The organism is Amycolatopsis sp. WAC 01376, from assembly GCF_003947415.1.
Taxonomy (GTDB): Bacteria; Actinomycetota; Actinomycetes; order Mycobacteriales; family Pseudonocardiaceae; genus Amycolatopsis.
On the sequence record NZ_QHKL01000002.1, the window covers coordinates 826,572 to 847,485 of the forward strand.

Sequence of the window (20,914 nt, forward strand, 5' to 3'; positions counted from 1 at the left end):
TCCAGGGTGCCATCCGCCGATCAAGGCCGACATCCGGATAACCCCGGGGTTTCCGCAGGGTTCCCCTGATGGCGTGACCCGGGTTCGCGTTCGGTCCAGGTGGTCGTGAGTGGCGTCACGCCTTGCCGAAGTACATGAAGGCCCCCTTCCTTGCGCCTAGCGCAAGGAAGGGGGCCTTCATGTACTTCACGACTGGCGCCGAGGTCACTCACGACCACCTGTCACCAGGGATCACAGCTGAAGGTAGCGAAAGCCTCCATCACTACCTTCAGGGTAGGCAAGGAGGCCCTCGCTACCAGGAGAACGCCTGCGCAGGAGCGACACCGGCCCCGCGCCACGACACGTTTGCCCTTCCCCACAATAGAACCCGAAACGCCACTCACGACCACCCTCAGGCCTCGGCGGCCGGCGGGGGAGCGGGCCGGTCGACGTCCTGGGCGAACCGCACCTGGTTCCGGCCGTTCTCCTTGGCCACGTAGACGGCGGCGTCGGAGGCGTGCAGGAGTTCCTCCAGGGATTCACCGTGACGAGGGAACAGTGCCGCCCCGATCGAGGTGGTGCGGCCCGAGATCGTCACCCGGCTGCCCCTTTTGTCGGTAGTCACTATATGCAGTTCCGCGATAGCACTGCGCACTCGCTCGGCGGCGAGTTTCGCCGCGGTTTCGTCGATATCCGGCAAAAGTACGAGGAATTCCTCGCCGCCGAACCGGCCGATGACGTCGGCGGGCCTGGTGACCTCGTCCAATTTCCGTGCCACATCGCGGAGGACGTCGTCGCCCGCCGGGTGTCCATAAGTGTCGTTAATCCACTTGAAGTGGTCGAGATCAATCATCAGAAGCGCAAGGCCGTCGTCCGATCGGGCAGTCCTTCCGAGTGCCCGATCGGCCGACTCCGACCATCCGCGCATGTTCAGAACACCGGTTTTCGGGTCCGTCCTGGCGTCGTTTTGCAGTTGGTCGATCTCGGCGAGGCGATTGAACACCACCGTCACCACGGCCATCACGATCACCATCGGTGGCATGATCAACAGCAGTACCGCGGTGACCGCGCCGAGGCCGATCGTGATGGCCTCCAGCAGGTTGTCGGCCGTATTGCCGAGCACGGTCGACAGCGAGGGCCGCTTCGGCGAGCCGATCGTGAGGATGCCGCCGATGTAGGCGATCTGCACCGCTTCGAAGACCATCCCGGTGATGATCAGGACCCCGAATTCACCGAGGGTGTCCCAGCCGGAAATCCGTCCCCATTCATGCGGGCCGAACGCCGCGAAGGTGAGCGACGCCAGTGTCACCGAAACGCCGTGCGTGACCGAAGAGAACACGAAGTTGTGCGCGGGCCGCCGGGCGATGAACCAATGCTGGATCCGGACGATCGCGATGATGGAAAGCGTCAGTGAAAGCGGCAGGATGACCGCGGCCGGAAATGTCCACACCGCGGTGAGGTCGATGAGTACGGTGCGACTGCGATCGCGCCGTCTTTCCTCTTGTCGCTGGGTCAGCTGAATATGCGCGGTGGCGCCGACGGCGAGAATCGCGAAACGAACCCAGTCCGTTCTTCCGGGATTCGTGGAATCCATCGTCGCGACGACCATGATCGCGATTCCGATCGCCTCCATGGCGAAAAGGAACGCGATGAACCGTTTCGGCCGCTGCCAGAGTGCCCACGCCCTGGGATCGTAGGGATGGCGCTCCCGTGGTCCGGCCTGGTCACCTTCCGGGCTCACCTGCCCGCGTTCGGTCACCGGTACCTCGCTCCGCGCCGCGGACGGCGTGGCCGCGTCGTCAAGGTCGCCGGTGCCGTCACCGTGCTGGCGGCGGTCACCGGTCTCGGCTGGCAATTGCTACCTCTTTTCCGCGCGGACGGCACGGCTGAGTAATCTCACCGGTACCGACTGATACACCGTTCGTATTCCACGGCCGGTATCATCCCATCGCATCAGTTGTCCGACAGCGGCAAGGGTGCCCGCGAACACGGACCGGAGGTGGCAATCGTGTCCCGTGATTTCTGATCTTGGTGACTGAATGTTTTTCGAGACGCGACGCGGAAGGGGTGACGGATAGTGTCCAGTCGTGACTTCTGAGCCCGGACAAGGTATTAGTTCGCTGCGAGGTTCCCAGGAGGTGTCCGACCATGTCGAGCCGTGACTTCTGATCGAGAGTCGTTTCTTTTCCCCGAGGTGTGGAAGCAGTGTCCCGTCGAGTTTCTCGTGTACGAACCCACCGGGCGGCCGAGTCGCCGCCCCAGGGGTCGTCCAGTGTGGATTCGTCATGACAGCAACGGTTCCGGGCTGGTTCCGTTGATGTGCCACCAGCTGAGCGCGACCAGTACGGCCAGCAGCAGGCCGACCACGCCTGCCAGCGCGATGGCCGAGGTCGCCGCCCCTAGCCGATCGGCGGCGAGCCCGCCGAGTCCCGCCCCTATTCCTTGAGCCACCCGCAACCCCGTGCGGTACACCCCACCCGCACCGCCCCGGAGTTCGTTCGGGACCCAGGTGATGAACGTGGCGCTCACCGTGATCAGGTACGCCCCCGCGGCACCCGCCGCCGCCAGCAGCAGCAACGCCGGGATCAGCCCGGGTTTGAGCACGAAGGCGATCAGGGCGAGCATCGGTAGTGCCGCCAGAACGCCGAGCAGCCTCCGCCGTTGTTCCGCGGAGACGAACCGGGACAGCAGGAACGCCCCGATGACGAAACCCAGCGGATCGGCGGCCAGGAGCCAGCCGACGGCCTGTTTCCCGACGCCCATCTCCGCGGCGAGCGGTGCCGCGAGCCCCTCGGGGATGACGGCGAGGCCCACCAGCCACGAGAACCAGACCAGCACCCGCAGGTGACGGTTGCCGAAGACCTGCTTGACCGCGCCGAACCAGCTGCCGTTGCCGTCGGACGCCGCCGCCCGCCGGGACACGGAGAAGCGGACCACGGCCGCGCTCAACAGGAAGGTCGCGGCGTCCAGCGCCAGCGCCCAGCTCACCCCGACCTGCGAAACCAGCAGACCGCCGCCCGCCAGACCGAGCAGCATGGCGGTGTTGGTCGAGATGCCGCGGATGTCCTGGCTCTTGAGATAGAGGTCGTCGTCGGTGAACACCTCGCGCGTCAGCGCGTTCTGCGCCGCGTTGCCCGGCGCGTTCACCAGCCGCGCCAGCACCACCAGCCCGCACAACAGGGCGAGCGGGGTGCCGGGGATCGCCATGATCGCGATCAGCAGCCCCTGGATCAGCGACGAGACGACGAGGACGGTGCGCCGCGGGTAGCGGTCGGCCAGCTGGGAGAGGCCGAGGCCGCCGGCCAGCGCGGGCAGGAAGGTCAGGGAGTAGACCACCGCGGAGAGCAACGCGGAGCCTGTCCGGTCGTAGACGAGGATCGCCAGCGCGACGATGGTGAGCTGATCCCCGATGAGGGACTGCACCTCGGCGAGCCAGAGTGCGCGGAACTCGCGGTTCGCCAGGGCGGCGGTCATCCGCGGCGCCGCGTTCGTCTTCACTGCGTGACCACCTCCCCCCGATCGGGTGAACTTGCTTCCCTCGCATTCTTGCCTGCCGTGTTACGTGGTCGACGAGGGAGTCACAGTCGATGTCCCGCCGGACAACGTTCAGTATGCCTCCGGCTACAGGGAGACGAACAGAAGACCGGTGAATCCCGCGCCTGTTGAGCTGATCGGGCTACGCCGTCCGACCGGTGGGTGACGTCGGCCTGACTCGCCCGCGGGTATCTGCGCGGCTATCGCCGTGCCCTCGCTCGGCGCAGCCGGGCCGCCGTTCGCCGCCGCCTGAGACCCGGCTGGGCCGAATGGGCCAACACTGAGTAGAGACCGGTCTGGAGGTGGAGGCCGGCTGGGTTCAAAGGGGTGAAGGCGATGAACGGTTTGCTCGACGACAAGGCCGTCGTCGTGACCGGGGCGGGGCGGGGACTCGGTGAGGCGTTCGCGGTACACGTGGCGAGGGCGGGCGGCGCCGTCGTGGTCAACGACATCGACGCCGAACTGGCCGAACGGACGACGGAGAACATCCGCCGGTTCGGCGGCCGGGCGGTTGCCAGCGGGCACAGCGTCGCTGATCCGAAGCAGGCGCAGGAGATCGTCGACCTGTGCCTCGCCGAGTTCGGCGCGATCGACGGGCTGGTCAACAACGCGGGCCTGAACTACGAGGCGCTGCCGTGGGAGGACGACGTCGAGCAGGCACGCGAGCTGGTCGAGGTGAACGTCCTCGGCGTCATGTACACCGGGCTCGCCGCGATCAAGGCGATGGTCGAAAGCGGCAGGCCGGGCTCGATCGTCAACATCTCGTCCGGCGCCTCGCTCGGGCAGCGCAAGCTGGGCGTGTACGCCGCCAGCAAGGGCGCCGTCGCCTCACTGACCTACTCCTGGGCGCTGGACCTGGAGGAGAGCGGGATCCGGGTGAACGCGGTCTGCCCGCTCGCGCACACCCGGATGGTGTGGAAATCCGAACGGTCGCTGCGGGCCTGCCCGCCGGACCGGACGCCGTCGCGGATCGCGCCGATCGTGCTCTTCCTGCTCGGCGCCGGATCCGACGGCATCACCGGGCAGATGATCCGCTGCAACGGTCCGCAACTGCACGTCATGGGGCAGCCGTACCTGAAGCAACCCATCCTCGAACGGCCGGTGTGGGACACCGAGACCGTGCAGCGCGCCTTCGACGAGGTCTTCAGCGCGCATCTGGAGAACTACGGGCTCGAAAAGCGTGTCCCGCCCCGGCTGCGGAAGTGGACGGAGTCGACCCGGACGGCTTGATCACGCGTGATTCGACGGACGACACGCGTGATCAGGTGGACGACACGACCGTGTCGTCCGTCCAATCACGCGTGTCGTCCCTCCGGTCACGCGTGTCGTCCGCCGACCTGGGACCGCCTAGCCGACTACGAAGGGCAGCTTCGCGGCCAGGTCGCCGAGTTCGGCCTTCTCGGCGTCGGTCGGCTCGCGGCGGCCGGTGCCGACCAGCAGCGCGTCCGTGTCGGAGAACGACGCCGGGAACGTCTCGCCGGTGCGCTGCTCCAGGATCTGCCGCGTCCTGGCGAGACTGTCGGCGGCGGGCCCGTCGAGGTGCGGGAGATGCGCGACCAGATCGAGGTGGTGCAGCGTCCATTCCAGGACGTACGCGGACAGGAAGTCGCCCGCGGACAGGACGATGTCGCGGGTGGCGACCCGCATCCCCGGGTCGGCCAGGCCGGCGGCCCGGCCCGCGGCGGAACCGACGTCGTCGAGATGGAACTTGAGCAGCCGCGGTTCCTGGTAGGCGGCGGCGAGCCGCACGATCAGCGCGTCGAGGTCGTCCTCGCCGGTCGGCGGCTTGTCGGCGAGCTCCCAGTAGGTGACCGCGTCGCGCGTGGGTTCGGTTTCGGCGGGAGTGGCGAGGGTGATCAGGACGTCCTGCGCGTCGATCACCAGGTGACACACCAGGTCCCGCACCAGCCAGCCGGCACAGCCGGAAGGTTTGGCGAAGTCTTCGTCAGGGGTTTCGGCGACGGCGGCGAGAAGCGCCGCCCAGGAGCGGGAGAAGAGATCCACGGCGGCAAGTTAGCAGCGGCCGCTTCCCGGTCGCGACTCCTTTCGTCCCGTGCTCGGAGACGGAACTCGCGTGATTGGAGGCGGAACTCGCGTGATCGGAGGCGTAACTCGCGTGTTACGGCTCCAGACACGCGAGTTACGCCTTCAATCACGCGTCTTACGACTTCACGCGCGTCAGGAACCGGCGGCGGGAGCGGGTTCCGGAGCGGAGGCCGGGTACAGGTCCGCGATCGTGGGCGCGTAGCGGTCGTTGATGATCCGCCGCTTCAGTTTCAGGGTCGGGGTCACCTCGCCGCTTTCGGGCGTCCAGGCCTTGGGGATCACGTGGTACCGCTTGATCTGCTCGATCCTGGCCAGCCGCGCGTTCGCCGCCTCGACGGCCTTCTCGATCTCCGCGCGGACCTCCGCGTTGTCGGCGAGCGATTCGCCCTCGGCGAGCTGGATGCCGTTCGCGGTCGCCCAGCCCGGCGCGATCTCGTCGTCGATGACGATCAGCGCGGTGACGTACGGCCGTTTCTCGCCGATCGCGACGGCCTGTCCGATCAGCGGGTGTTCCTTGAGCAGCCCTTCGATCTTCGTCGGGGCGATGTTCTTGCCGCTCGAGGTGATGATCAGTTCCTTCTTGCGGTCGGTGATCGTGACGAAGCCGCGTTCGTCGATCGTGCCGATGTCGCCGGTGGCGAGCCAGCCGTCGGCGTCGACGTCGGGCTTGATCGTGCCGTCTTCCTGCAGGTAGCCGAGGAACACGATGGCGCCCCGGACGAGGAGTTCGCCGTCTTCGGCGACCTGCACCTCGATGCCTTCCAGCGGACGGCCGACCGAACCGGCCTTGAACGCCGACGGCGTGTTCGAGGTGACCGCGCCGGTGGTCTCGGACAGTCCCCAGACCTCCTGGATCTCGACGCCGAGCCCGGCGATGAAGTACAGGATCTCCACCGGCAGCGCGGCGGCACCGCTGGAGGCGACCTCGATCTGGTCGAGACCCAGCATCGCCCGGACCGGCGCGAGCGCGGCGGCGTCGGTCTGCGCGATCTTCTCCGCGAGTTCCGGCGGGACCTCCTTGCCGTCACTGCGCAGTTTGTAGCCCTGCTGCAGCAGTTCGTTCGCGCCGAGCAGGCCGTTCCGCTTCTCCTCCGGCAGCGAGCCGAGCAGGTTCTTCAGGCCTGCCACCATCTTTTCCCACACTCGCGGGACGCCGAAGAAGCTCTTCGGGTGCACTTGGCCCAGCGCGCCGACGACGCCGGTCGGGTCGCCGACGGTGTGCACGTGCCCGGCCCACACGATCGGCATGTAGATCGACAGTTCGCGTTCGGCGATATGCGCGAGCGGCAGGTACGCGATGTTCGTCGCGTGCATCGGGGAGTCGTGCATCCGCTGGACGGCGACGGCCTGGTAGATCGCGTTGCGGTGCGACAGCACGACACCCTTGGGGTCGCCGGTGGTGCCGGAGGTGTAGATCATCGACAGCGGGTCGTCCGGGGTGATCGAGGACCACGCCGTCTCGAACGCCTGAGGATCGGCCGCGTGCGCCTCCGCGCCCGCCGCGCGCAGATCGGCGAACGACAGGAAACGCTTGTCGTCCGGGGGGATCACGGACCCGTCGAGCAGGACGATGTGCCGCAGCGCGGGCAGTTCGTCGAGCACCTGCGACCAGCGGCCGAGTTCGTCGGCACCGGCGAGGACGACGACACCGGCGGCGCTGTGCCGGGCGACGAACCCGATCTGCTCCGGGCTGAGCGTCGCGTACGCGGTGCAGGGGATCGCGCCGAGATGGGCCGCGGCGAGGTCGGCGATCAGGTGTTCGGGACTGCTCGGCGCCATGATCAGCATCCGGTCGCGGACGCCGATCCCGAGGCCCGCGAGCCCGCGCGACACCTCCGCGATGGCGGTGCGGAATTCGGCCCAGGTCAGGGTCGGCTTGCCCTCGTTGTCGAGTGACGTGACCGCCGGCAGCTCACCGAACTCCTGGGCGTTGCGGTGAAGCAGGGCGGGGATGGTCTGGCCTTCGATCTGCTCGGCGACGGTCGGCTGGGTGGTCAACGCTGGCCTCCTCGATGCTGCCTGATCAGGCACACTGTAAGGGCTGTCGGCAGTGCTGGATAGAGAATCGCGGCCACGGTCGCGGCTCGCGAAATGTCCACCTTTTCCGTTTTCACCGCGTCAGTACCGAACGGGAGGACCCTCGACGATGACCGGTTCGGCACGCGAGTTGATCGACGCGGTGCAGGCGGAACTCGCACCCCGCGACGACGAAAACCGGCTCGTCCCGTCGGTCGCGGCGGGCGAGGCGGCACGGGGGATCTTCGCCGCGATCGCCGCGGAGGAGTACCGGATCGTCCGCAGTGATTGGCGTAGTTTCCTGCATCTCGCGTCCCGCGCGCGGGAGCGGAACGCGCGGGAGTTCTTCGTGGCCTTGGCCTCCGGTGAGGGGCTGGCGCTCGGCAAGCTTCCGTCGCTCGCCGAGGAGTCGCCCGGCTTCGAGCCGCGCGCGGGCTGCCAGGCGTATCCGGCGTTCGTCGCTTGGTTGGCGCTCAACGGCGAACCGGCGGACGTCATCGTGGCGATCGTCGCCAACTTCGCCGCCTTCGGCCGGTACTGCGCCGCGATCGCCGCCGCGATGCGTGAGCGCTACGGCTTCGACGACGAGGCGTGTGCCTTCTTCGACTTCTTCGGCGCGCCGTCCCCGGAGCTCGAAGAGCTCGCCGTACGGGCCGTGCAGGCCGCGCTCGACGCCGGGAAACTGTCCGAAAAGGACGCTCGGACCCACGCGCGGTTGTTCCAGGCGTACGAGCTGGACTTCTGGAACACTCTCGCCGACGATGACCACCGTGACTGATCTCGTAGCGGAGGCCGCGGCACTGGACGCGGCCGATCCCTTGGCGCACAAGCGGAACGAATTCGACCTCGACGCCGATGTCGCCTATTTCGACGGCAACTCGCTGGGCGCCCCGCCGAAACACGTGGCGGACCGGGTCGCCGCGGTCGTCCGCGAGCAATGGGGTGGACGGCTCATCCGGTCCTGGTCGGAGGGCTGGTGGGAGGCGCCGGTGCGGGTCGGCGAGCGGATCGCGCCGCTGGTGGGTGCCGCGCCGGGACAGCTCGTCGTGGCGGACTCGACCAGCGTGAACCTGTTCAAGGCGCTGGTCGCCGCGACCCGCCTCAGGCCGGGCCGCGACGAGATCCTCGTCGACGCGGACACGTTCCCGACCGACGGCTACATCGCCGACGAAGTCGCTCGGCTGACCGGGCGCACGGTGCGCCGCGTCGTCGCCGAGGACATGCCGCGAGAGGCGAGCGAACGGACGGCCGTCGCGCTGATCAACCACGTCGACTACGTGACCGGACGCGCCCACGACATGGCCACGCTGACCGGGGCACTGCACCGCACGGGCGCGCTGGTGCTCTGGGACCTCTGCCACAGCGTCGGCGCGCTCCCGGTCGAATTGGACGCGGCGGGCGTGGACCTCGCCGTCGGCTGCACGTACAAGTTCCTCAACGGCGGCCCCGGAGCACCGGCCTTCCTTTACGTGGCAACGAAATGGCTGGACGGGTTCGAGCAACCGCTGGCTGGCTGGGCCGGCGACAGCGACCCGTTCGCGATGCGCGGCGCGTACGAGGCGAACGCCGGCATCGCGCGCGGCCGCGCGGGCACTCCCGACATCCTTTCGCTGCTCGCGCTCGACGCGGCCCTCGACGTCTGGGACGGCGTGGATCGCGGGCTGCTGCGGGCGAAGGGGCTCGCGCTCGGCGAGTTCTTCTTCCGGTGCGCGGACGAACTCCTCGACGGCGCGACGATCGCGACCCCGCGCGGCGAAGACCGCGGGCATCAGATCTCGGTCATCGACGAAGACGCGGCCAAGACGATGGCGGCCCTGATCGAACGCGGGGTGATCGGCGACTTCCGCCCGCCCAACGTGCTGAGGTTCGGGCTGGCTCCGCTCTACACCACCTACGGCGAGGTGCTCCGCGCGGTAACGACGCTTCGGGAGCTTCGACACTGAAACGATGAATCTCATTCGGGAATCGGTGGCAAATAGGTGATCGCCTCGCCCCCGCGGGGGAGAACGCGCGATCTTTCGCGAATCCGCTGTTAATCTCGATATTCGCTCTCGCCGCGAGTGTGACGTAGATCCTTCCCCTGTGGCGTAAGGGAAACCCGCGTCGCGCGTCTTACCGGCGAGGCGCGGGCCCGGCGCCTGGAGAAGGAGGGGATCGTGTCGTTCACCTATACCGCCGTCGCCGTGTCCGGTGTCGCCTCCGGTTTTCTGCTCAACGAATTCGGCTCCCGGTACCCGGTCGAGACCGTGCTCGTCGCGATCCTGATCTGCGGGGTGGCGACCCTGTGCTGGGCGGGCGTCCGGATGCTCCGGGACGCCTCCGGGAAGGTCGACGCGCTCCTCGACGACGAGCTCGGCCGCGCCGACGAAGATCATTTCGCCGAATCGGCGGCGATTAGTGTCCGTAATTCTCGATTCCGTGGCGCGAACGGCGTTACGACGGCGTTCCTCCGCGGCGAAGTCGTTCGCAAACCGAACGGTATGTGGAGCGCTGGTCCGAAAGCGTGAGCGACGTCACGGCGAGTAGTTTTCGCCGGGTTTTTCACCGCGAAGTGAGCGCCGCGAGCGGTGACTTGATCGAGTCCGAAGACTGTCGATCAAGCCGCTGCCTGCGGTAAACCGCCAGGTGACCTACTGGTGAGTCACTTGTCGGGGTGCCCAGGTCCACGTGGTGGACTTTCGAGGTCCACCGACCTCTCGTGACCTGGTCACGGCCATACGCGACTACCCTTCGCGTCTGGACTTGACTCACCCGTTTGGGTCTCCTAGCGTCTTCGCGGGCGGAGCGGACCACGCTGTGTTGATCCGGCAATCGGATCCCGCGGGTATGAGATCCCCGGCGACCCGACACCTGAAACTGCCGGAAGGAAAACGGACCACGGTGAAGCAAATTCCCCTTCCACGAGGCCGCGGCTCTTCGATTCGTTCGCGCGTTCTGACGATCGCGCTCATTCCGAGCATCGCGCTGATGCTGGTCGGTCTGGCGATCGGCGGGTACCTGATCTTCGACGCGGTCAACGGCCGTGACTACGCGCAGCGGATCCGTGACTCGGAAGCCCCCTCTCTCCCCTTCTTCGTCCAGGTGCAGGAAGAGCGGCGCCTGACGCTGCGCGAACTCGCCGGGGACCGGTCGCAGCACGCGACGCTCGTCGAGCAGCGCGCGAAGACCGACGCCGCCACCCAGGGCGTCGTCGCCCACCTTCAGAAGTTCATCGGCGACTCGCCCGACAGCGTGCAGCGCAACATCGCCACGGTGAACGGGCTCTTCCAGAAGATGCCGCAGATGCGGCAGTCGGCCGACTCCGGTCAGCTCCCGCTGCTGGACGCCTTCACCTTCTACAACCAGATCCTCGACCAGTTCGTCGAAGGTCTCACCGGGCTGGCCCAGGACGCGCCGAACGCGGAGAACGCCTACCAGCGGATCACCGCGGTGCCGCTGTTCACCGCCATCGACCAGATGCAGCGCGCGAACGCCCTCGCCGCCGCGGCGGTCGCGGGCGGCGGCTTCACCGACGAGACCTACCGCGCCTACGTCACCGAGGTCGGTTCCTATCGTTCGCAGCTGGAGTCTTCGGTCTCGCGGATGCTGCCGGACGTCAAGGCGAAGTTCGACCAGCTCGTCGCGAGCGATCCGTGGAAGGCCGTCAACACGGTCGAGAACACCTTCCTGCAGAACAGCAAGGCCACGCTCCCCATCCCCGAGCAGACGTGGCTTCAGGCCGCGCGCGGCGTCAGTGACGCGATGATGCGCGGCTTCGTCGAGCAGAGTGGTACGGCCACGACGCAGGCGGTCGACGACGCCGACCGGACGCTGATCACCTCGGCCATCGCCGCGGCCATCGCGCTGCTGGTGGCGATCGGCGTGTTCATCATCGCCCTGCGGCTGTCCAACCGGCTCATCGGAAGGCTGGCGCGGCTGCGCGAGGACACCCTCGACGTCGCCGAGATCCGGCTGCCGGAACTGGTGGACCGGGTGCGGGCGGGTGAACCCGTCGACCTCGACGACAAGGGTCACTTCCTCGACCACGGCGACGACGAGATCGGCCAGGTCGCCGAGGCCTTCAACAAGGCGCAGCAGACCGCCATCGCGGCCGCGGTGGAAGAGGCGAGGACCCGTGAGGGCACCAAGACGGTGTTCCTCAACATCGCGCACCGCAGCCAGGTCATCGTGCACCGCCAGCTCAAGGTGCTCGACCAGGCCGAGCGCAAACAGGAGGACCCGGAGCAGCTGGAGACGCTCTTCCAGCTGGACCACCTCTCCACGCGCGCCCGCCGCAACGCGGAGAACCTGATCATCCTCGGTGGCGGTCAGCCCGGTCGTCAGTGGCGCAAGCCGGTGACGCTGGCCGAGCTGACCCGCGGCGCCTCCGCCGAGACCGAAGACTTCGCCAGGGTGAAGACGGCGAAGATGCCCGCGATGGCGGTGCAGGGCCCGGTCGTCGGCGACCTCGTGCACCTGCTCGCGGAGCTGATCGACAACGCGACCGCCTTCTCGCCGCCGCAGTCGCGCGTCGAGCTGCGGGGCAACGTGGTCGGCAAGGGTGTCGTGATCGAGGTCGAGGACCAGGGCCTCGGTATCGAGCCCGAACAGGCCGCCGAGCTGAACGCGATGTTGGCCGATCCGCCGGACTTCGGCATCATGGCCTTGTCAGCCGAGCCACGGCTGGGCCTGTTCGTGGTCGCGCGCCTCGCCGCGCGTCACGGGATCTCCGTGCACCTGCGCGAGTCGGCGTACGGCGGCACCAGGGCCATCGTGCTCGTCCGCACCGACCTGCTCGCGCCGGTCCCGTCTGATCAGCCGGAGGACGAGGTGGACCCCGAGAGCACCGAGGTGCCGGAAGCCGCGCCGCTGCTCCCGGGCCGTCGTGCCCGCCACCGCACCGAGTTCCCCGCGGAACGGCCCGAACTGCCCGTGCCGATGCCGGTGGCACCCCAGCCGCAGCAGGGCCCGGAGCAGCCCGGCGGAACGTTGCCGCCGCTGCCCCCGCGTCCGCCGCGGGTGCCCCGGCCGGAGACGCCGCGGCCCGAGCCGATCCGTCCCGAGCCCGTGCGTGCCGAAGGCCGTCCGCAGCCGGTGCAGCCGCCGGCGTGGCCGCCCGTCGACAACCGGCCTCAGGACACCCGTCCCCAGGACGGCCGCCCGCCGCAGACCCGGCGGCCCGGCCCCGAGGCGCCCGGCAGGCCACCGCTGCCGCAGCGCCGCCGTCAGGCGAACCTGGTCCCCCAGCTCATGGAGGACCGGCCCGCCGCCCACGCCGAGGAGGTCCGCGAGGACACCCCCGAGCTGGCGAGGAACCGGCTCGCCGCGTTCCAGCAGGGCACGCGCCGCGCGCGGGACACCGAACCCACCGACGACTACACCGACCTCGACATGTACGGAGATCGTGACTAGATGGCCAACGCGGGAGTCAGTGAACTCGACTGGTTGCTGGACGACCTGGTCAAGCGGGTCAGCGGTGCCGACAGGGCGGTGGTCCTGTCCTCCGACGGCCTGCTCATCGGGCGGTCCGGGAACCTCTCGGAGCAGGACGGCGAGCACCTGTCCGCGGTCGCGTCGGCGTTCCAGAGCCTCGCGCGGGGAACGGGACGGCACTTCGGCGGCGGCAACGTCCGCCAGACCATGGTCGAGATGGACCACGCCTTCCTGTTCGTCACCGCCGCCGGGCGTGGAGCGTGCCTCGCGCTGCTGGCGAAGGAAGACGCGGACATGGGTCTCGTCGCCTACGAAATGAACCTGATGGTCAAACGGGTCGGCGCGGTGCTCACTTCGGCGCCCCGCGCCGCGACTCCCACTTCGCCATGAGCGGGCGGCACGAGTCCTGGTTCGAGGACGAGGCCGGGCCGCTGGTCCGGTCGTACGCCGTCACGGGCGGGCGCACCCGCTCCGACACGCTCGGCCTCGACCTGATCACCCTGGTGGTCGCCATGCGCAGCGCGAACGAGGTGGCGGGCTTCGAGCCGGAGTACGGGCGGATCCTCAACCTGTGCCAGAGACCGACCTCCGTCGCGGAGGTCGCCGCGCGCATAGACCTTCCGCTGCCGGTGGTGAAGGTGCTGCTGAGCGACCTCATCGAACAGAACCTCGTGCTGTTCCGCACCGCGACCCCGGTCACCGACACCCCCAACAAACACGTACTCCAGGCGGTTCTTGATGGCATCCGGAAACTCTGAGCCCCGGCGATCCTTGACCGCGAACGCGGTCAAGGTCCTCATCGCCGGCGGGTTCGGGGTCGGTAAGACCACGATGGTCGGTTCGGTCAGCGAGGTTCCCCCGCTGCGCACCGAGGAGGTCATCACCGCGGCGTCCGAGGGCGTCGACGACCTCACCGGTGTCGAGAAGAAGACGACCACCACGGTCGCCCTCGACTTCGGCCGCATCACCATCAACCCCGAACTGATCCTGTACCTGTTCGGCACGCCGGGACAGGACCGGTTCTGGTTCATGTGGGACGAACTGGCCGAAGGCGCGCTCGGCGCCGTCGTGCTGGCCGACACCCGGCGGCTCGACAGCTGCTTCGCCGCCGTCGACTTCTTCGAGCGTCGCGGACTGCCGTTCGTCGTCGCCGTGAACTGCTTCGACAACGCTTACCGCTACGGCACCGAGGAGGTCCGGCAGGCGCTCGACGTCAGCATGGACGTCCCGCTGCTGCTGTGCGACGCGCGGGAACGCGAGTCGACGAAGCAGGTGTTGACCGTGCTGATGGAGCACGTGCTGGCGTTGTCCGACTTGGCGGCCGGGCTGCCGCAGGGCCGCTGACGCCACCTCGAACGCTATGAACGGTCCTTTCCTTGCAAATTTTGCAAGGAAAGGACCGTTCATAGCATCGGGAGTGGCTCTGGTCTCTCGTGAGTGGTAGGTCCGTGAAGGCCTCCTTGAGGGACCCAGAGTCCCTCAAGGAGGCCTTCACTGACTCGGTCGTCGGCTCAGGACCTCCGGCGCCGTCGCAGCAGCGTGTCGAGCGCGTAGGTGCCCGGTCCGACCACCGCGAACAGCAGGAAGATCCAGGAGTACAGGGCCGCCGTCTCGCCCTTGTTCTGCAGCGGTAACAACGCGTCGGGCTGGTGCACGACGAAATACGCGTACGCCATCGTGCCCGAAAGCAGCACCGCGACCGGGCGGGTGAACAGGCCGACGAGGATCAGCAGCGAGCCGACCGTTTCGATGACCCCGGCGTACCAGCCCGGCCAGGTGGCGAACGGCACGGCGGGCTTGTCGAAGAGTCCCAGCTTCTGCAGACCGTGGCAGAGGAACAGGAACGCGACCACTACGCGGACGGCCGAGAGGGCCAGCCCCTGCCACTTGGGGGCGGTCGGACCGATCTCGGTGGTCGTGGCGGTGGCTGTCTGGGTCATGACGCATCCTTCCGGCTCAAGGTGGTCTAAACCATTGATGTGATAGAGGATGCCGGATACCCCCATCGGTAGGGAACTTTCTTTCGGGGGGTAATTCGATGTTATGTCCGAATTTAACAACGCCGAAACGCGTTAAAGGCCCCTTTCCTGGAATCGTTCCAGGAAAGGGGCCTCGCGATTCTCCCTCAGCGTCGGCGGCGCAGGGTGTCGAGGGCGAAGGTGCCGGGGCCGATCGCGGCGATCAGCAGGAAGATCCAGCAGTAGAGGGTCGACAGCTCGCCCATGTTCTGCAGCGGCAGCAGGCCTTCCGGCGCGTGGACGGTGAAGTAGGCGTAGGCCATCACGCCGGAGAGGAGCACCGCGACCGGCCGGGTGAACAGGCCCACCAGCACGAGCGCGGCGCCGACGACCTCGATCACGCTGCCGTACCAGCCGGGCCAGGAGCCGAGTTCCACCGAGCCGCCGGCGCCGTCGACACCACCGAAGAATCCGAATCCCTGCAAACCGTGGCAGAGGAAGAGGAACGAGACGACGATCCGGACGGCCGACTGGATGGCGCCCTGCGCCTTCGCGGCACGCGGGGTGGTGGTCTCGGCGGGGGTGATGGTCTGCGTCATGGTTCCGGTCCTTCCGGGAGGGAGTGTCTGTGGGGCGGCTTCTGACAACGCGTCGGACGGGCTCGACGTGAATCGACATCCGGGCGGAAAGTTTTTTCGCGGGCCGGTCGCATCACCCGATCGGCGCAAGGCCAGACTGGATGTCATGGCGGGTAAGACGAGTGCCGGGATCCTGCTCTTCCGCAGGTCGGGCGAGGTGACCGAGGTGCTGCTCGGGCATATGGGCGGACCGTTCTGGGCGAAGAAGGACGCGGGCGGCTGGTCGGTGCCCAAGGGGGAGTACGAGCCCGGCGAGGCGCCGGAGGCCGCGGCGCGGCGCGAGTTCACCGAGGAACTGGGGCTGCCCGCGCCGGAGGGGGAGTACCTCCCGCTCGGCGTCGTGAAGCAGTCCGGCGGCAAGGTCGTGACGGTCTGGGCGGTCGAGGGCGACCTCGATCCGGCTCAGGTGGTGCCGGGCACCTTCGAAATGGAGTGGCCGCCGCGGTCCGGCCGGACGCAGGAGTTCCCGGAGGTCGACAGGGTCGCCTGGTTCGCGCTGGCCGAGGCGGAGGAGAAACTGCTCAAAGGCCAGCGTCCGTTCCTGGCCCGCCTCGGCGAACTGCTCAACGGCTGAGCAACTCGCCGAGCGGTTTGTCGGCCAGTGAGCCGAGTACGAGATCGGCGTGGTCGAAGTTCAGCACCGCGGTGATCGGATTCGGCACCGCCACGCACTGGAGTCCGGCGGCCTTCGCCGCGGTGACGCCGTGCGGTGAATCCTCGAACGCGATCGCCTCGGCCGCGGGCAGGTCCAGCGCGGCGAGCGCGGCGAGGTAGAGGTCCGGGCTCGGCTTCGCCTCGTGGAGGTCGCCGGTGAGAACGGCCTCGAACGCGTCCGCGAGGCCGAGCCGGTGCAGATGCGTGGTGACCCAGTCGCCGGTCGAACTGGACGCGATGGCCAGCCGCAGGCCCTGTTCCTTCGCGTCGTCGAGATACCGCTGGACGCCCGGGCGAGGCCCCACTGATTCCAGTAGTTCGGTGACCCGGGCGCGGACGCCGGTGCGGACCGCGATCCGGTCGAGGTTCTCGTCGTTCTTCTCGAGCAGTTCGAACATCGCGACGGCGGTGTTCTGCGTGCCGATCACGGTGTGCCAGACGTCGAGAGGGAGTTCGCCGCCGCGTTCGCGGAACGTCTCCTGCCAGGCCACGAGGACGGCCGCCTCGGTGTCGACCAGCGTTCCGTCGAAGTCGAAGATCAAGGCGCCGATCATGGGACGAGTCTACGTCTTGACGCACTGAGTGGGACGGATTACCGTACGCATTCGTTAGGAAACTTACCAAACGAACAACGCCGCGCACCCGTCCCTCTCAACCCGCCGCCACGGATTCCCGGGGAGATCGATGTGAAGGCCCGAACCCGACTACTGCCACTAGGCGCGGCCGCCATCCTGTTGCCGACGCTGCTCAGCGGTAACGCCCAAGCCGCTGATGTCCTTTTGTCCCAAGGTAAATCCGTCCTTGTCTCCTCGGTGGAGTCCTCCTCCTACGGCGGCCCGCTGGCCGTCGACGGGAAGACCAGCACCCGGTGGGCGAGTGCCGAAGGCGTCGATCCGCAGTTCATCCGCATCGACCTCGGCGGTCCGTCCGCCATCAACCGGGTCAAGCTGAACTGGGAAGCGGCGTACGCCACCGCGTACAAACTCGAGGTCTCCAACGACGGCTCGGCGTGGACCCCGGTCAAATCCGTCACCAACGGCAACGGCGGGACCGACGACCTCACCGGCCTGTCCGCCCGCGGCCGGTACCTCCGCCTCGTCGGGACCAAACGCGCCACGAGCTACGGCTACTCCCTCTGGGAGATGCAGGTCTACGGAACATCGGACTCCTCCGGTGACACGCAGGCGCCCACCGCGCCGTCGAACCTCAAGGCCGGTTCGGTCACCGCGTCCACTGTGGACCTGACGTGGACCGCTTCGACCGACAACGTCGGCGTCACCGGCTACGAGGTGCTGCGCAACGGCCAGGTCGTCGGCACGACCGAGACCGCGTCCTACACCGACAGCGGGCTGGGCGCGTCGACCGCGTACACCTACACCGTCCGCGCGAAGGACGCCGCCGGCAACACCTCGGCGGCCAGCAACCAGATCCAGGCGACCACGCAGGCGGGCGGTTCGTCGTTCGTCATCGCCGCCTCCGGTGACATCGCCGAACAGTGCACCGCTTCCTCGTCTTCGTGCGTCCACCCGAAGAGCGCCGCGCTGGTCGGCCAGATGAATCCGGCCGCGGTGATCACCATGGGCGACAACCAGTACGACGACGCCCACATCGAGGACTTCACGAAGTACTTCGACAAGACCTGGGGCAAGTACAAGAACATCATGCACCCGGTCCCCGGCAACCACGAGACCTACGACCACACCCCGCTGGGCGCCTACAAGCAGTACTTCGGCAAGATCGCGACGCCGAACGGGAAGACCTACTACAGCTGGGAAATGGGCAACTGGCACTTCGTCGCCATCGACAGCACGGAGTTCTCGCCCGGCCTCGCCGCGAACGCGATCAGCGACGAGCAGCTGAACTGGATCAAGCAGGACCTGAAGAACAACACCAAGCCCTGCGTCGCCGCGTACTACCACCACCCGCGCTACACCTCGGGTGACCACGGCGACAACAGCAAGATGGCCACCCTCTGGGAGACCATGGTCCAGAACAAGGTCGACCTCGTGCTCAACGGGCACGACCACCACTACGAACGGTTCTATCCGCAGAACGCGGACGGGGACAAGGACGCCGCCGGTCCGGTGCAGATCATCGGCGGTGGTGGCGGGGCGAGCCTGTACCCGGTGAAGACGGAACACCCGGCCACGGCGAAGGCGATCTCGACCTACGGCGTGCTCAAGCTGAACATGTCGGACAACGCCTTCTCGACCCAGTTCGTCGGTCTCGACGGCAAGACCATCGACTCGTCTCCCACCTACACCTGCCACTGATCCTCGCGTTTCGGCACCAGGTTGCGATGGTTCGCGTCGCGGACCATCGCAACCTGGCACCTGATTGCGGTCGTTCGGTGCGCGTGAAGGAGGTCTCCCATGTACATAGCCACCACTCGGGGAGCGGACGCTGCGGCGGACGTCCCGAAGAGCGGCGTGAAACGGGCCGTCACGGGGAACGTCGTCGCGCTCGGCCTGGTCAGCCTCGTCACCGACATCTCGTCGGAGATGGTGACCGCGGTCCTTCCGCTCTACCTCGTCCTCGGTCTCGGCCTGAGCCCGCTGCAGTTCGGCGTGCTCGACGGCCTCTACTCCGGCGTCACCGCCGTGGTCCGGCTCGTCGGCGGGCATCTCGCGGACCGGTGGCAACGGCTCAAAGCCGTCGCCTGCTTCGGTTACGGGCTTTCGGCGCTGGGCAAGATCGGCCTGATGCTGGCGGGTTCGTCCACCGTCGCGATCGGTGCCGTCCTCGCGGCCGACCGCACCGGTAAAGGCGTCCGGACCGCGCCGCGGGACGCGCTGATCACGCTGAGCAGCGAACCCGAACATCTCGGCCGCGCGTTCGGCGTGCACCGCGCGATGGACACCTTCGGCGCGTTCCTCGGCCCGCTGGTCGCGATGGCGGTGCTGTGGCTCAGCCTCGGCAGCTACGACTCGGTGTTCTTCACGAGCTTCTGCATCGCCGCGATCGGCGTGATCATCCTGCTGGTGCTGGTCAAGGACCACCAACCGAAGCCGGACGCCGTACGTCCCAAGGTCTCGTTGCGGGAGACCGCCGGCCTGATCCGGCAGGCGTCGTTCCGCCGGATCTGCGTGTGGGCGGCGTTGCTGGGCCTGGTCACCCTCAGCGACTCGTTCCTCTATCTCGTACTGCAGCGCCGCTGGGATCTCGGCGCGGTCTTCTTTCCCTTGCTGCCACTGGGAACCGCGGGCGTGTACCTGCTGCTCGCCGTGCCGTTCGGCAGGCTTTCGGACCGGATCGGCCGCTGGAAGGTGTTCCTCGGCGGACACGTCGCGTTGGTCGTCGCGCTGCTGGCCCTGCTGGGACCGGTGGACGGCGGCATCCTCGCCGTGCTGGCGCTGGTGCTGCACGGTGTCTTCTACGCCGCCACCGACGGGGTCCTGATGGCCGCCGCCGGACCGCTGCTGCCCGAGCACCAGCGGGCGAGCGGACTCGCGCTGGTACAGACCGGGCAGGCGACGACGCGGATGCTCGCGTCCGTCCTTTTCGGACTCGCCTGGACCACCTGGGATCTGCACGCCGCGGTTCTGGTCGCCGCCGGGGCGCTGGCCGTGGTGGTCGTCGCGGCCGCCGTCATCCGTCCTTTGAGGACACCCGCATGAGGGCGCGCATCCTGGGGGTGGCAGGGGCGGTCGTCCTCCTGATCGCGGCCGCCGTCGGCTACGGGCTCCACTCCCGCGACCGCGGGCCGGAGGTGAACTCCGTCGCCGTCGTGACCGGGCAGCCGGTTTCGGTGCAGGCCAAGGGACAGCTGCTGTTCCGCAACACCGCCGAGGGCCCCGACTTCGGCCATCTCGCCACCGTCCCCGTCGACCGGCCGGGCGAACCCCGGAAGGTGTCCGGGCTCAGCTGTGACCGCTTCGCCGCTTCGGCGGGGACCGCGCTGTGCCTGTCCGCGCAGCCGGGGGTGCTGCCGCCGATGACCGACGTCATCGTGCTGGACAAGGACCTCAACGAGATCCGCCGGATCGAACTGCCCGGCACCCCCAGCCGCGGCAGGGTCTCGCCCGACGGGAAACTCGCCTACTGGACGCTGTTCGTCAATGGCGATTCCTATGCGGAGACCGGGTTTTCGACCAGGGCCGGGATCTTCGACCTGAGGACCGGGAAGCTGATGAAGAGCATCGAGGAGATGGGCCTCCTGCTCGACGGCAAGCCGTACTACTCGTCCGACGTGAACTACTGGGGGATCACCTTCACCCCCGACGGCAAGCGGTTCTACGCGACCGTGGGGACAAAGGGGAAGACGTACCTGGTCGAGGCGGACTACGAGAAGCTCGTCGCGAAGATGATCCGGGAGAACGTCGAATGCCCGTCCCTTTCGCCGGACGGAAAGCGGATCGCCTTCAAGAAACGGGTTTCCGCCGATCTCGCCGCGCCGTGGCGGCTCGCGGTCCTCGATCTGGCCTCCGGACAGGAGACCCTGCTGGCCGAGACGCGGAGCGTGGACGACCAGGCCGCCTGGCTCGACGACCGGACCATCGCGTACGGGCTGGACTCGGGGATCTGGGCGGTTCCGGCGGACGGGAGCGGGGCGGCCCGGCTGGTGGTGGAGCGCGGGGCGTCGCCGGCGGGCGTGTAGTGGGTCCGGCGCCCTTTCTTTAGGTACATGAAGGCCTCCTTCCTGTACCTAGGCGCAAGGATGGGGTCCTTCATGTACTG

The 20,914-nt window shown here is 68.0% G+C and carries 20 protein-coding genes; 13 read left to right on the plus strand and 7 right to left on the minus strand.

The genetic code is table 11. The features are described 5' to 3' along the window. Positions 1-391: 391 nt before the first annotated feature. Positions 392-1,612 (minus strand): GGDEF domain-containing protein, encoded by a 1,221-nt coding sequence (locus tag DMH03_RS13205; RefSeq protein WP_233611492.1) that lies wholly within the window; start codon positions 1,610-1,612, stop codon positions 392-394. 66 nt (positions 1,613-1,678) lie between these two features. Here DMH03_RS13205 and DMH03_RS42540 point away from each other — a divergent pair, with 66 nt between their 5' ends. Beyond that, positions 1,679-1,873 carry a hypothetical protein gene (locus DMH03_RS42540; protein WP_233611494.1) on the plus strand — a complete coding sequence of 65 codons (195 nt, stop codon included), beginning with the start codon at positions 1,679-1,681 and terminating at the stop codon, positions 1,871-1,873. Between the two features lie 389 nt (positions 1,874-2,262). Here the strand turns inward: DMH03_RS42540 and DMH03_RS13215 are convergent, their stop codons facing one another. After that, a complete protein-coding gene (locus DMH03_RS13215) occupies positions 2,263-3,477 on the minus strand; it encodes an MFS transporter (RefSeq protein ID WP_125792278.1) in 1,215 nt (404 codons plus the stop codon). 372 nt (positions 3,478-3,849) lie between these two features. Between DMH03_RS13215 and DMH03_RS13220 the strand changes: the two genes are divergently transcribed. Continuing rightward, the gene (locus DMH03_RS13220) at positions 3,850-4,743 is read left to right on the plus strand and encodes an SDR family NAD(P)-dependent oxidoreductase (protein ID WP_125792279.1); all 894 of its coding nucleotides are present in this window, start codon (positions 3,850-3,852) and stop codon (positions 4,741-4,743) included. A 117-nt stretch (positions 4,744-4,860) separates the two neighbouring features. On the opposite strand, the gene DMH03_RS13225 is transcribed toward DMH03_RS13220, so the two are convergent. Beyond that, positions 4,861-5,517 (minus strand): maleylpyruvate isomerase N-terminal domain-containing protein, encoded by a 657-nt coding sequence (locus DMH03_RS13225; protein ID WP_125792280.1) that lies wholly within the window; start codon positions 5,515-5,517, stop codon positions 4,861-4,863. A 174-nt stretch (positions 5,518-5,691) separates the two neighbouring features. Then, entirely contained in the window at positions 5,692-7,557 is a 1,866-nt protein-coding gene (locus DMH03_RS13230; RefSeq protein WP_125792281.1) for a long-chain fatty acid--CoA ligase, read from the minus strand. A gap of 148 nt (positions 7,558-7,705) precedes the next feature. On the opposite strand from DMH03_RS13230, the gene DMH03_RS13235 reads away from it, so the two are divergent. The 7 genes from DMH03_RS13235 to DMH03_RS13265 all read left to right on the plus strand — a co-directional run bounded on the left by DMH03_RS13235 (position 7,706) and on the right by DMH03_RS13265 (position 14,331). Continuing rightward, on the plus strand, positions 7,706-8,353 hold the full coding sequence (locus tag DMH03_RS13235) for a transcriptional regulator (protein WP_125792282.1): 648 nt from the start codon (positions 7,706-7,708) through the stop codon (positions 8,351-8,353). After that, positions 8,337-9,518 carry a kynureninase gene (locus DMH03_RS13240; protein WP_125792283.1) on the plus strand — a complete coding sequence of 394 codons (1,182 nt, stop codon included), beginning with the start codon at positions 8,337-8,339 and terminating at the stop codon, positions 9,516-9,518. Before DMH03_RS13235 ends, DMH03_RS13240 begins: the two co-directional genes overlap by 17 nt. Positions 9,519-9,731: 213 nt before the next feature. Next, entirely contained in the window at positions 9,732-10,082 is a 351-nt protein-coding gene (locus tag DMH03_RS13245; protein ID WP_125792284.1) for a hypothetical protein, read from the plus strand. 373 nt (positions 10,083-10,455) lie between these two features. Further along, on the plus strand, positions 10,456-12,966 hold the full coding sequence (locus DMH03_RS13250) for a nitrate- and nitrite sensing domain-containing protein (RefSeq protein WP_125792285.1): 2,511 nt from the start codon (positions 10,456-10,458) through the stop codon (positions 12,964-12,966). After that, the gene (locus DMH03_RS13255; protein ID WP_037341577.1) at positions 12,967-13,377 is read left to right on the plus strand and encodes a roadblock/LC7 domain-containing protein; all 411 of its coding nucleotides are present in this window, start codon (positions 12,967-12,969) and stop codon (positions 13,375-13,377) included. Further along, complete coding sequence (locus DMH03_RS13260; RefSeq protein WP_125785034.1) at positions 13,374-13,745, plus strand: DUF742 domain-containing protein; 372 nt, start codon at positions 13,374-13,376, stop codon at positions 13,743-13,745. Before DMH03_RS13255 ends, DMH03_RS13260 begins: the two co-directional genes overlap by 4 nt. Continuing rightward, positions 13,726-14,331 carry an ATP/GTP-binding protein gene (locus tag DMH03_RS13265; RefSeq protein ID WP_125785033.1) on the plus strand — a complete coding sequence of 202 codons (606 nt, stop codon included), beginning with the start codon at positions 13,726-13,728 and terminating at the stop codon, positions 14,329-14,331. Before DMH03_RS13260 ends, DMH03_RS13265 begins: the two co-directional genes overlap by 20 nt. Positions 14,332-14,498: 167 nt before the next feature. Here the strand turns inward: DMH03_RS13265 and DMH03_RS13270 are convergent, their stop codons facing one another. After that, the gene (locus DMH03_RS13270) at positions 14,499-14,927 is read right to left on the minus strand and encodes a DoxX family protein (protein WP_125792286.1); all 429 of its coding nucleotides are present in this window, start codon (positions 14,925-14,927) and stop codon (positions 14,499-14,501) included. A gap of 185 nt (positions 14,928-15,112) precedes the next feature. Further along, positions 15,113-15,544, minus strand: a complete 432-nt coding sequence (locus DMH03_RS13275; RefSeq protein WP_125792287.1) for a DoxX family protein — start codon at positions 15,542-15,544, stop codon at positions 15,113-15,115. Positions 15,545-15,689: 145 nt separating this feature from the next. On the opposite strand from DMH03_RS13275, the gene DMH03_RS13280 reads away from it, so the two are divergent. Further along, complete coding sequence (locus DMH03_RS13280; RefSeq protein ID WP_125792288.1) at positions 15,690-16,157, plus strand: NUDIX domain-containing protein; 468 nt, start codon at positions 15,690-15,692, stop codon at positions 16,155-16,157. Here the strand turns inward: DMH03_RS13280 and DMH03_RS13285 are convergent. After that, positions 16,147-16,791 carry an HAD family phosphatase gene (locus DMH03_RS13285; RefSeq protein ID WP_125792289.1) on the minus strand — a complete coding sequence of 215 codons (645 nt, stop codon included), beginning with the start codon at positions 16,789-16,791 and terminating at the stop codon, positions 16,147-16,149. The two genes, DMH03_RS13280 and DMH03_RS13285, sit on opposite strands and share 11 nt — an antisense overlap. Positions 16,792-16,923: 132 nt before the next feature. Here DMH03_RS13285 and DMH03_RS13290 point away from each other — a divergent pair, with 132 nt between their 5' ends. The 3 genes from DMH03_RS13290 (at position 16,924) to DMH03_RS13300 (ending at position 20,834) form a co-directional block, all read left to right on the plus strand. Further along, on the plus strand, positions 16,924-18,510 hold the full coding sequence (locus DMH03_RS13290) for a discoidin domain-containing protein (RefSeq protein ID WP_233611495.1): 1,587 nt from the start codon (positions 16,924-16,926) through the stop codon (positions 18,508-18,510). 99 nt (positions 18,511-18,609) lie between these two features. Further along, positions 18,610-19,854 carry an MFS transporter gene (locus DMH03_RS13295; RefSeq protein ID WP_125792290.1) on the plus strand — a complete coding sequence of 415 codons (1,245 nt, stop codon included), beginning with the start codon at positions 18,610-18,612 and terminating at the stop codon, positions 19,852-19,854. Then, a complete protein-coding gene (locus tag DMH03_RS13300) occupies positions 19,851-20,834 on the plus strand; it encodes a PD40 domain-containing protein (RefSeq protein ID WP_125792291.1) in 984 nt (327 codons plus the stop codon). Before DMH03_RS13295 ends, DMH03_RS13300 begins: the two co-directional genes overlap by 4 nt. The last annotated feature ends 80 nt before the right edge of the window (positions 20,835-20,914 follow it).

What these genes read in the sequence shown, in the direction of transcription:
- DMH03_RS13255 (WP_037341577.1), top strand. Translation starts at nt 12,967, where the DNA reads ATGGCCAACGCGGGAGTCAGTGAACTCGACTGGTTGCTGGACGACCTG.
- DMH03_RS13240 (WP_125792283.1), top strand. Translation starts at nt 8,337, where the DNA reads ATGACCACCGTGACTGATCTCGTAGCGGAGGCCGCGGCACTGGACGCG.
- DMH03_RS13220 (WP_125792279.1), top strand. Translation starts at nt 3,850, where the DNA reads ATGAACGGTTTGCTCGACGACAAGGCCGTCGTCGTGACCGGGGCGGGG.
- DMH03_RS13285 (WP_125792289.1), bottom strand. Translation starts at nt 16,791, where the DNA reads ATGATCGGCGCCTTGATCTTCGACTTCGACGGAACGCTGGTCGACACC.
- DMH03_RS13205 (WP_233611492.1), bottom strand. Translation starts at nt 1,612, where the DNA reads ATGGAGGCGATCGGAATCGCGATCATGGTCGTCGCGACGATGGATTCC.
- DMH03_RS42540 (WP_233611494.1), top strand. Translation starts at nt 1,679, where the DNA reads ATGGCGCTCCCGTGGTCCGGCCTGGTCACCTTCCGGGCTCACCTGCCC.
- DMH03_RS13270 (WP_125792286.1), bottom strand. Translation starts at nt 14,927, where the DNA reads ATGACCCAGACAGCCACCGCCACGACCACCGAGATCGGTCCGACCGCC.
- DMH03_RS13235 (WP_125792282.1), top strand. Translation starts at nt 7,706, where the DNA reads ATGACCGGTTCGGCACGCGAGTTGATCGACGCGGTGCAGGCGGAACTC.
- DMH03_RS13300 (WP_125792291.1), top strand. Translation starts at nt 19,851, where the DNA reads ATGAGGGCGCGCATCCTGGGGGTGGCAGGGGCGGTCGTCCTCCTGATC.
- DMH03_RS13275 (WP_125792287.1), bottom strand. Translation starts at nt 15,544, where the DNA reads ATGACGCAGACCATCACCCCCGCCGAGACCACCACCCCGCGTGCCGCG.
- DMH03_RS13265 (WP_125785033.1), top strand. Translation starts at nt 13,726, where the DNA reads ATGGCATCCGGAAACTCTGAGCCCCGGCGATCCTTGACCGCGAACGCG.
- DMH03_RS13280 (WP_125792288.1), top strand. Translation starts at nt 15,690, where the DNA reads ATGGCGGGTAAGACGAGTGCCGGGATCCTGCTCTTCCGCAGGTCGGGC.
- DMH03_RS13295 (WP_125792290.1), top strand. Translation starts at nt 18,610, where the DNA reads ATGTACATAGCCACCACTCGGGGAGCGGACGCTGCGGCGGACGTCCCG.
- DMH03_RS13260 (WP_125785034.1), top strand. Translation starts at nt 13,374, where the DNA reads ATGAGCGGGCGGCACGAGTCCTGGTTCGAGGACGAGGCCGGGCCGCTG.